At 46.3% G+C, this 257-nt stretch carries 1 rRNA gene; it reads right to left on the bottom strand.

The features are described 5' to 3' along the window. Positions 1–257: ribosomal RNA gene (locus tag F3J23_RS21545) — 23S ribosomal RNA — on the bottom strand; the annotation flags it as partial.

Below are 257 nucleotides of genomic sequence, written 5' to 3'. Positions count from 1 at the left end.
CGTCTAATCCTACTAACTATGCGCCCTATTCAGACTCGCTTTCGCTCCGGCTCCGGTACTTAATACCTTAACCTCGCTAGTAAAATTAACTCGTAGGCTCATTATGCAAAAGGCACGCCGTCACAGCTTAATGCTGCTCCGACCGCTTGTAGGCGTACGGTTTCAGGTTCTATTTCACCCTTCTATTCGAAGTGCTTTTCACCTTTCCTTCACAGTACTTGTTCACTATCGGTCTTTCAGGAGTATTTAGCCTTGGA

Origin of the sequence: Chryseobacterium sp. Tr-659, assembly GCF_011752975.1 — a bacterium.
Taxonomy (GTDB): domain Bacteria; phylum Bacteroidota; class Bacteroidia; order Flavobacteriales; family Weeksellaceae; genus Chryseobacterium.
Note: the sequence above shows the minus strand (reverse complement) of the source record. Positions and strands in the feature narration are given on the sequence as shown.